This is a genomic window from Roseovarius sp. (assembly GCF_018066915.1).
In the GTDB taxonomy this organism is placed as follows: Bacteria; Pseudomonadota; Alphaproteobacteria; order Rhodobacterales; family Rhodobacteraceae; genus Roseovarius.
In genome coordinates this window covers 1-7,772 of the sequence record NZ_JAGPVV010000309.1, presented here as the reverse complement: position 1 = coordinate 7,772, position 7,772 = coordinate 1, and the positions used below count along the sequence as shown (strand labels likewise).

8 protein-coding genes are annotated in these 7,772 nt (G+C 62.3%); 2 read left to right on the top strand and 6 right to left on the bottom strand.

Annotation, left to right across the window (positions count from 1 at the left end; genetic code table 11):
- The 5 genes from KBT70_RS17525 to KBT70_RS17505 form a co-directional block, all read right to left on the bottom strand.
- Positions 1-653: molybdopterin biosynthesis protein (locus KBT70_RS17525; protein ID WP_296637217.1), on the bottom strand; the 653-nt coding region annotated here is incomplete at its 3' end.
- Positions 650-1,612: an XdhC family protein gene (locus KBT70_RS17520; protein ID WP_296637216.1), complete on the bottom strand. Its 963-nt coding sequence runs from the start codon at positions 1,610-1,612 to the stop codon at positions 650-652. The genes KBT70_RS17520 and KBT70_RS17525, both read right to left, overlap by 4 nt.
- A gap of 4 nt (positions 1,613-1,616) precedes the next feature.
- Positions 1,617-2,879 carry a VWA domain-containing protein gene (locus tag KBT70_RS17515; protein ID WP_296637213.1) on the bottom strand — a complete coding sequence of 421 codons (1,263 nt, stop codon included), beginning with the start codon at positions 2,877-2,879 and terminating at the stop codon, positions 1,617-1,619.
- Positions 2,872-3,768, bottom strand: a complete 897-nt coding sequence (locus KBT70_RS17510) for an MBL fold metallo-hydrolase (RefSeq protein ID WP_296637211.1) — start codon at positions 3,766-3,768, stop codon at positions 2,872-2,874. Before KBT70_RS17510 ends, KBT70_RS17515 begins: the two co-directional genes overlap by 8 nt.
- Positions 3,768-4,676, bottom strand: coding sequence for a MoxR family ATPase (locus KBT70_RS17505; protein WP_296637208.1), 909 nt, complete (start codon positions 4,674-4,676; stop codon positions 3,768-3,770). Before KBT70_RS17505 ends, KBT70_RS17510 begins: the two co-directional genes overlap by 1 nt.
- A gap of 203 nt (positions 4,677-4,879) precedes the next feature.
- On the opposite strand from KBT70_RS17505, the gene KBT70_RS17500 reads away from it, so the two are divergent.
- The gene (locus KBT70_RS17500) at positions 4,880-5,842 is read left to right on the top strand and encodes a phosphoadenosine phosphosulfate reductase (protein WP_296637206.1); all 963 of its coding nucleotides are present in this window, start codon (positions 4,880-4,882) and stop codon (positions 5,840-5,842) included.
- Between the two features lie 43 nt (positions 5,843-5,885).
- Positions 5,886-6,923: a dihydroorotase gene (gene pyrC, locus KBT70_RS17495; protein WP_296637202.1), complete on the top strand. Its 1,038-nt coding sequence runs from the start codon at positions 5,886-5,888 to the stop codon at positions 6,921-6,923.
- On the opposite strand, the gene KBT70_RS17490 is transcribed toward pyrC, so the two are convergent.
- Positions 6,877-7,772 (bottom strand): hypothetical protein (locus tag KBT70_RS17490; protein ID WP_296637200.1); only part of this gene is annotated, 896 nt, incomplete at its 5' end. The genes pyrC and KBT70_RS17490 overlap by 47 nt on opposite strands.

Genomic DNA, 7,772 nt, shown 5'->3' with positions numbered 1-7,772 from the left:
CTGGTGATTGCCGCCGCCAGCGCCGCCTCTTCATGCGCACAGAGCACCGTTTCCACCATCTCCATGCCCAGCCCGGTGACACGCGCCGCAATCGCATCGGCCCCCTTGTCGCCTAGCCCGCCGGGCACATCGGTGACGATCAGGCTCGCGGTGCGATACTGCGCCACCGCCAGCCGCACGGCCCCGCGCGCCGCCTCTGCCGCGCGCTGCAACGCCGCGCGCGGCACACCGTAAGCGATGATCTTGACCGTGGCGATCATGCCACCTGCGTGGATCTGATGATGCGGCACCACGGTAGCCACTGTGATCATCGGATCGACTGCATTGGCCGCATGGATTGCCGCCGCATTGAGACAAACGACACCGGGCCGCTCGGCAATCAGGTTGACGCGACCGGTAAAGGGCGCGCTGCAGGCGATATCGCCCGCGCCTTCGGCCAAGGCCGCGGCCAGCCCCGCCGCCGCCTCATTCTCGTGCACATCCGCAGGGTCCAGCATGGCCACCGTGACGGTGCGATAGCCCGCCGCGCGCAACGCCGCGATCTGTGCGGCATCGAGCATGGCCCCCTTGCGCAGCCGCCCCGCCGCCACCTGTTCGGAATGGGCAAGGATGGCGCCCTCCGCCTCCTCCAGTGGCACCGGGCCAAATCTCATGCACCGCGCCTCAGCACACGGGTCATCTCGGCCAAGATACTGACCGCGATCTCGGACGGGTTCGCCGCTCCGATATCCAGTCCCACCGGGCCATGAATCCGCGCGATCTCCGCCTCTGAAAATCCCGCCTCCTGCAACCGCGCCACCCGCTTGGCATGGGTGCGGGTCGATCCCAACGCCCCGATATAGAACACCTCCGACCGCAGCGCCTCGATCAGCGCCGGATCATCGAGCTTGGGGTCATGGGTCAGCAAGACCAATGCGGTGCGCGCATCCAGACCAAAGGCACGCACGCCCTCGTCGGGCCAGTCCTGCACGACCGTCTCGCCCGGAAACCGCGCCTCAGAAGCAAAGCTGTCGCGCGGATCAATGATCAGAGGATCATACCCCGCAATCCGCGCCATCGGCACAAGCGCCTGCGCAATATGCACCGCTCCCACGATAAGGAGGCGCAAAGGCGGGTTGTGAATGGCCACGAATGTCTCGCCATCCTCGTCAAATCCAGAGCGGTCCATGCGGAACCGCGCGCCGTGTCCCTCGCGCTCCAACCGCCGTCCGTCCGGCCCGGTGACATAGGCCACGGGAATACGGGCATCCCGCGCCAGCACCAGATCGGCCAGCAACGCCTCGGGCATCACCGGCCCAATGGGCTCGACCAGCACCCGGATGGTGCCGCCACAGGCCAGCCCCACGGCAAAGGCATCGCCATCGCTCACGCCGTAGGTCAACAGCACCGGCTTGCCCGCCTCTATTGCGTCAAGCGCCTCGGCCACCACGGCCCCCTCGACACAGCCGCCCGAGACCGACCCGGCAATCTCGCCATCGCCGGAAATCGCCAACTGGCTGCCTACCCGGCGCGGCGCGCTGCCCCAGGTCTCGACCACCGTGGCCAACGCCGCCCCCTTGCCCGCCCGATGCCAGGCCAGCGCAGTCTCCGGGATGCCGTCAAAGCGGTCCATTTTCTCAACTCCCCTGCATTGCCGCCATCAGCCGTGCTTTTTCGCCGCTGTCGTCGCGGCGCGAGATGGCTTCGGCCAGTTCCTCCAGCGTGGCGATGGAATGGCCCGCGCGGAACGCGTCCACATGCGGCAACATCGCCTTGATCCCTTGCGCCTTGGGCGCGAAGCCTTCCCACCGCAAGAGCGGGTTCAGCCAGATGAGCCGCCGCGCACTGAGGTGCAGCCGCTCCATCTCGTGGCTCAGCGCCTCGGGAGCGTCACGATCCAGCCCGTCGGTGATCAAGAGCACCACCGCCCCCTGCCCCATCACCCGCCGCGACCAGTCGCGGTTGAAGTCATGCAGACAGGTGCCGATGCGCGTGCCGCCCTCCCAATCCTGCGCCTGTTTTCCGGCGGCGGCAAGTGCCACATCCACATCCCGCGTCGCCAGTTGCCGGGTGATATTGGTCAGCCGCGTGCCAAAGGTAAAGGCATGTACCTTTGCCCAACCCGCACCCTTGTGATTGGCGACAGCATGGAGAAAATGCAAAACCATCCGGCTATATTGGCTCATGGAGCCTGAAATATCGCAAAGCACCACCAGATTGGGCCAACGCTCGCGCGGCTTTTGCCAATGGATGCGGCGCAATTCCCCACCATGTCGCAAGCCTGCGCGCAGGGTCCGCCGCGCATCCATGCGCGCGCCATCGAGCGCCGCAATGCCACGCCGCGACGCAAAGGGTTTCACCGGAAGCGTGAGCCGCGCCAACATGCGCTTGGCCTGCGCCACCTCTGCGGTGCTCATCTGTTCGAAATCGAGACGGCGCAGACGCTCCTCGCCCGACATCGTGGCACTCGCATCAATCTCGATCTGCACCGCGTCATCGTCGCGCTCGTCCACCTCGGGCGCATCGCGCATCACCCCGTTGAGCAGCGCCTCTGCTGCACGTTTTTCCGCCGCCTGCGCGCTGCGGTCCTCCTGCACGCCGCGAATGGCGGGCAGCATCATCGCCATCATATGCTCGACATAGCGCGGATCGCGCCAGTAGAGGCGGAACACTTGCGCGAAAACAACGAGGTGCTCGGGCCGCGTCACAAGACAGGCGCGCAGCGTGTAAAAGAAATCGCTCCGGCTGGAAAACCCCGCCACAGCCACCGCCCGGATCGCGTCGATCACCCGACCAGTGCCGATTGGCAGCCCCGCCGCCCGCAAGGCCCGCGCGAAATGCGTGATGTTATGCGTGAGTTTGGGATCGTCCGGCAATTCGAGGGTCGGTAGCTCAGTCATGCCCGTATAACTCTAGGGTTCGTTGAACATTCTGGGCATGGATATCGGCGTAGGGCGCGAACCATTCCAAAATACCGGCCGCCAGATCATCCGCGATGATCTCTTGCAGCGGCGTCACGCATTTCTCTGGCTCCGCTTCTAGTCCCATAAGCCAACGAATATAGCGTTGCGTCGCACGGATAACCTCGGGGTCATACCCACCGCGCGCCAAAATGTCCGGTGCCCCGTGATCCGGTAGCACAAACCGCGGCTCAAGCGCGGCCAACCGATCGAGATCTCGTAAATGCGCGGCGAAATCCGCAGGCTCATCCACATAGGTCACACAATCCTCGACCGTGTCACCTGCCAGCAAAATCCGCTGCTCTGGCAACCAAAGCACTGTGGCATCATCGCTGTGAATATTGGCCTCGATCAGCGTGACCCTCTGGTCACCAAATATCATGTCAAACTGCCCGGAAAAGACCCGCGTTGGCAGGATCAGCGGCTTGATCTCTGGCAGCCCATGACAGGTGCCCGCTTCAATCGCATCACGCCGCTCTGCAAGGTGCGCAGCAGTGCGCGCGTTTGCAATCACCTCGCAGTTGGCAAAAGCTGAGGTGCCGGCAACATGATCGAGATGCCAATGGCTGTAGATGACCGTGAATTCGGTAACACCTTGCGCCTCAAGATGCGCCCGTATTGCCGCGCCGTGCTCGGATGAAACGCTGGTATCATACACCAGCGCCGATTGTCCTGCGACCAGCGCATAGGTGGCAATACCCAGACCGATTGCCCCTTCGTCAACCCAGTTGTCACCCTCCATGAATCGGTAACCCGGCACCCGGCCATCGTAATAGGCGTATAGTCCGGGATGCGGTTGATAGATGCGCAAGTGCTGCGTTTTGCCCATTAGTGCGGCTCCAACCCCGCGCGCACCTCATCCAGCAGGCGCTTGGCCTCGGAGCCCTGCAATTTTGCAATATCGTCCTGATATTTCAGGATCGCGCCCAGCGTATCTGCAATCACCTCGGGGCTCAGGCTGATCACATCGAGCGCCAGCAGGCATTTGGCCCAATCAATGGTCTCCGCCACCCCCGGTTTCTTGAAGAGATCCTCGGTGCGCAATCGCTGCACGAAGGCCACGATTTCGCGGCTCAGAACCTCTGCCGCCTCGGGCGCGCGGGCCTGCAAGATCTCGATCTCACGATCGAACGTCGGATAATCGACCCAATGATAGAGACAGCGCCGCTTGAGCGCATCATGCACCTCGCGGGTGCGGTTCGAGGTCAGGATCACAATCGGCGGCTCGGGCGCATGGATCGTGCCCAATTCAGGGATAGTCACCTGAAAATCGCTGAGCGCCTCCAAGAGAAACGCCTCGAACGGCTCGTCCGTGCGGTCAATCTCGTCAATCAGCAGCACCGGCGCGCCCCCCGCCTGCGGGCGCATCGCCTGCAAGAGCGGACGCTCGATCAGGTATTCCTCGGTAAAGAGCTCATCCTTGAGATGGCCACGGTCCACCCCGCCCGAGGCCTCGGCGGCGCGGATGGCGATCATCTGCCCGGTAAAATTCCACTCATAGACCGCACTCGCGGCATCCAGCCCCTCGTAGCATTGCAACCGGATCAGCCGCCGCCCCAGCGCCCGTGCCAGCGCCTTGGCGATCTCGGTCTTGCCCGTGCCCGCCTCGCCCTCGAGAAAGAGCGGGCGGCCCAGCGTCAAGGCGAGATAGGTCACGGTGCCCAACGCCCGGCCACAGATGTAATCCTGCTCGGCCAGAATGCGCTGCACCGCGTCGATGGATGTGGGGTTTTGCACGCTAAAGCCTCCGCTTGCCGCCGCCTGCACCAGAACTGCATCGCAAGGGCCCCGGGGTCAAGGGCGGCCCTCTCGCCAAATCGTGGGAGCTTCCCCCGGAAAGCCCATGGTTTCTCCAAAGTTTTGCCTGAATTCAGCGGCAGACTGTGTCATAACAGGCCCGCATCCGAACGGCGCCACGAAGACCGAGGACTTGAGCGACCATGCAGGACACCATGCAGGACACTGCCGATATCTTTGACGCCGATCTCTCCGGTCTGGATTGGGCCGTATGGTGCGAGCGCGCCAACGAGTTGGCGGGCGACGACGGCTATGCCGAGCGTCTGGGCGACAGACATGCCGCCGTCCTGATCGAGCGCAAGCCCACGCTTCTTGTCTCCTTCGAGGCGTTTCACCGCCTGCCCACGCTCTCGCCGCAGGCGCATCCGCTGGGCTGGGCGCTGACCAAGGCGCTGGGCTGGTCGCATCTATGTCTCGTCAGCGAGCGCGACACATGGTTTCGTGACAAACGGGTCTATGGCTATTTCGACCGGCTGATCGACGATGGCTTCTTCGACGATTTCGAGCAGGTGATCTTTTACGGCGCAGGCCCCTGCGGCTATGCAGCGGCGGCCTTTTCGGTGGCGGCCCCCGGTGCCAAGGTGGTGATGCTCAGCCCGCAGGCCTCGCTTGATCCGCGCGTCGCCGAATGGGACGACCGATTCCTGCGGATGCGGCGGGTTTCGTTCAGCGACCGCTACGGCTATGCCCCCGACATGCTGGATGCCGCCGCCTCGGCGGTGCTGCTCTACGATCCCGAAGTCGAGCTTGACGCCATGCATGCCGCTCTGTTCACCCGCCCCAATGTGATGAAATTCCGCACCCGCTATCTGGGCTATCAGATCGAGCCTGCGCTTCTGCGGATGGGCGTGCTCTTTCGCTTGCTCGCCCAACTCAGCGCCAACCGCCTCACCCGGCTCAGCCTTGCGCAGCTCTATCGCAAACGGCGCGAGGATACGCCCTATCTTGCCAGCGTGCTGCAACGCCTGATGGCAGACGAACGCGATCCCCTGACCATCCTGCATTGCCGCAACGCCATCGCGCGCGGTGTGGGTGGCCCCCGATTCCGCCGCGCCCTGAAACATGTGCAAATCAAGAACCAGCAGGAAGAGCCAGCGCAGGATTAGCGCCCTCTGGCCTTGGGCTGCGTGATTGTGTATGCGCAATCGCATGAGCGATACCCTGACCCTCCGCCGCCCCGACGATTGGCACCTGCATCTGCGCGATGGCGCGATGCTGCGCGCAGTCCTGCCTGAAACCACGCGGCATTTTGCGCGCGCCATCGTCATGCCCAATCTGGTGCCGCCGGTGGTCACAGGCCAAGATGCCGCCGCCTACCGCACGCGGATCATGGCCGCCTTGCCCGAGGGGGCAGAGTTCACCCCGCTGATGACCCTTTATCTGACCGAAGAAACCGACCCCGAGGATGTGGCCGCGGCCCATGCCAGCGGGCTGATCTCGGCGGTCAAGCTCTACCCAGCCGGGGCCACCACCAATTCCGCCTCAGGCGTGCGCGATTTCGACAAGGTGCGCGCTGTGCTGGAAAAGATGGCCGAAATCGGCCTGCCGCTCTGCGTGCATGGCGAGGTGACGGACCCGAGCGTTGACATCTTCGACCGCGAGGCGGTCTTTATCGACCGCGTGCTCGACCCCGTGCGCCGCGCCACGCCCGGTTTGCGCGTGGTGATGGAACATATCACGACCGCCAATGGCGTCGACTATGTGCGCGCCCATGACCAAGACCTTGGGGCCACGATCACCACGCATCACCTCGTGATCAACCGCAACCATATCCTCGTTGGCGGGATCAAGCCGCATTATTACTGCCTGCCCGTGGCCAAGCGCGAGGAACACCGCCTTGCTCTGCGCGCCGCCGCCACGTCGGGCGATGCGCGGTTTTTCCTCGGCACCGACAGCGCGCCACATATCGACCCGCTCAAGGAAAACGCCTGCGGCTGCGCGGGATGCTTTACCGCGACCAACACGATGTCGATCCTCGCGCATGTGTTCGAGGAAGAGGGCGCGCTTGACCGGCTTGAGGCGTTCACATCTCTCAATGGTCCCGGCTTCTATGGCCTTCCCGCCAATGAGACCACGCTGACCCTGACCAAGGGCGATGCCGTGACCTATCCTGCCAAGATCGACACGGGCGACGGCCCTGTCACCGTCTTTGACCCCGGATTTGCGCTCCATTGGCGCGTGACCTGAGCTTCATCGTCCCGAAAATACTCCCGCCGGAGGAGCCAGTAATGTCATCCGTCCCACTCGTTCCGAGCAGCTGAGTACTGGCCACTGCCTGCCACTCTGACAGTTGAACATCCTGGAGGATGAGTGATGCAGTGGCTCCGGAAACAAGGACATCATTACCTGCTTGTGAAATCGTGACATCAATTGGTGGGGCGTTGGGGTTTATGGGCGCGCCACTGACCACCAATGCTCCAACACCGGCATTAAACCCGGAGTAGGTAGTAGTCGTGCCGACCCCGCCGAATGAGGCCCCAAAGTTTGTCTGATTGGAGCCTGCGTTGGCTGATTGAGTTTGAGAGGAATCAGCACTGTCAGCTGCCCCAGGCACCTGAATCGTGGTCGAGAAACTTCCGTTAGACACAATGGAGGTGCCATCCAAAGAAGCGCCAGCAATAAACCAATCTCCATTATCCTCGACGTTTTCAAATGTCGGAATATCTTCCACAGCAGTTGTAAATACGAACCCGTTGCCACTTGACGTTCCGCCAACCGGTTCTCCGTCAACGAAATAACGAAAATGCAGCCATGCATAGTAGTCTATTGTATTATGAATAAATGGAATTTCCGGATTTCCTGGGATCTCAATTTCAACAGAAAAGTCGGCAGTACCAACCGATAGTTGATTTGTTCCACTACTTGTTACGATTAAATTTCCTGTCGTGATTAAAGGCTCTGGGTCATCAGATTTAAAACGGGACTGAGATTCTAAAAAGAATCCGACCTGAGCTGCGCTTGCAAAAACGGCGAAGCTCGACCCCGTAAGAAAACTCACATCATAAGAGCTTACATGGTCGGCGTAACGCAAAGGTT

Bases quoted from the DNA above. Each gene is read 5' to 3' on its own strand.
- KBT70_RS17520 (WP_296637216.1), bottom strand. From the start codon at position 1,612: ATGGACCGCTTTGACGGCATCCCGGAGACTGCGCTGGCCTGGCATCGG.
- KBT70_RS17500 (WP_296637206.1), top strand. From the start codon at position 4,880: ATGCAGGACACCATGCAGGACACTGCCGATATCTTTGACGCCGATCTC.
- KBT70_RS17515 (WP_296637213.1), bottom strand. From the start codon at position 2,879: ATGACTGAGCTACCGACCCTCGAATTGCCGGACGATCCCAAACTCACG.
- pyrC (WP_296637202.1), top strand. From the start codon at position 5,886: ATGAGCGATACCCTGACCCTCCGCCGCCCCGACGATTGGCACCTGCAT.
- KBT70_RS17510 (WP_296637211.1), bottom strand. From the start codon at position 3,768: ATGGGCAAAACGCAGCACTTGCGCATCTATCAACCGCATCCCGGACTA.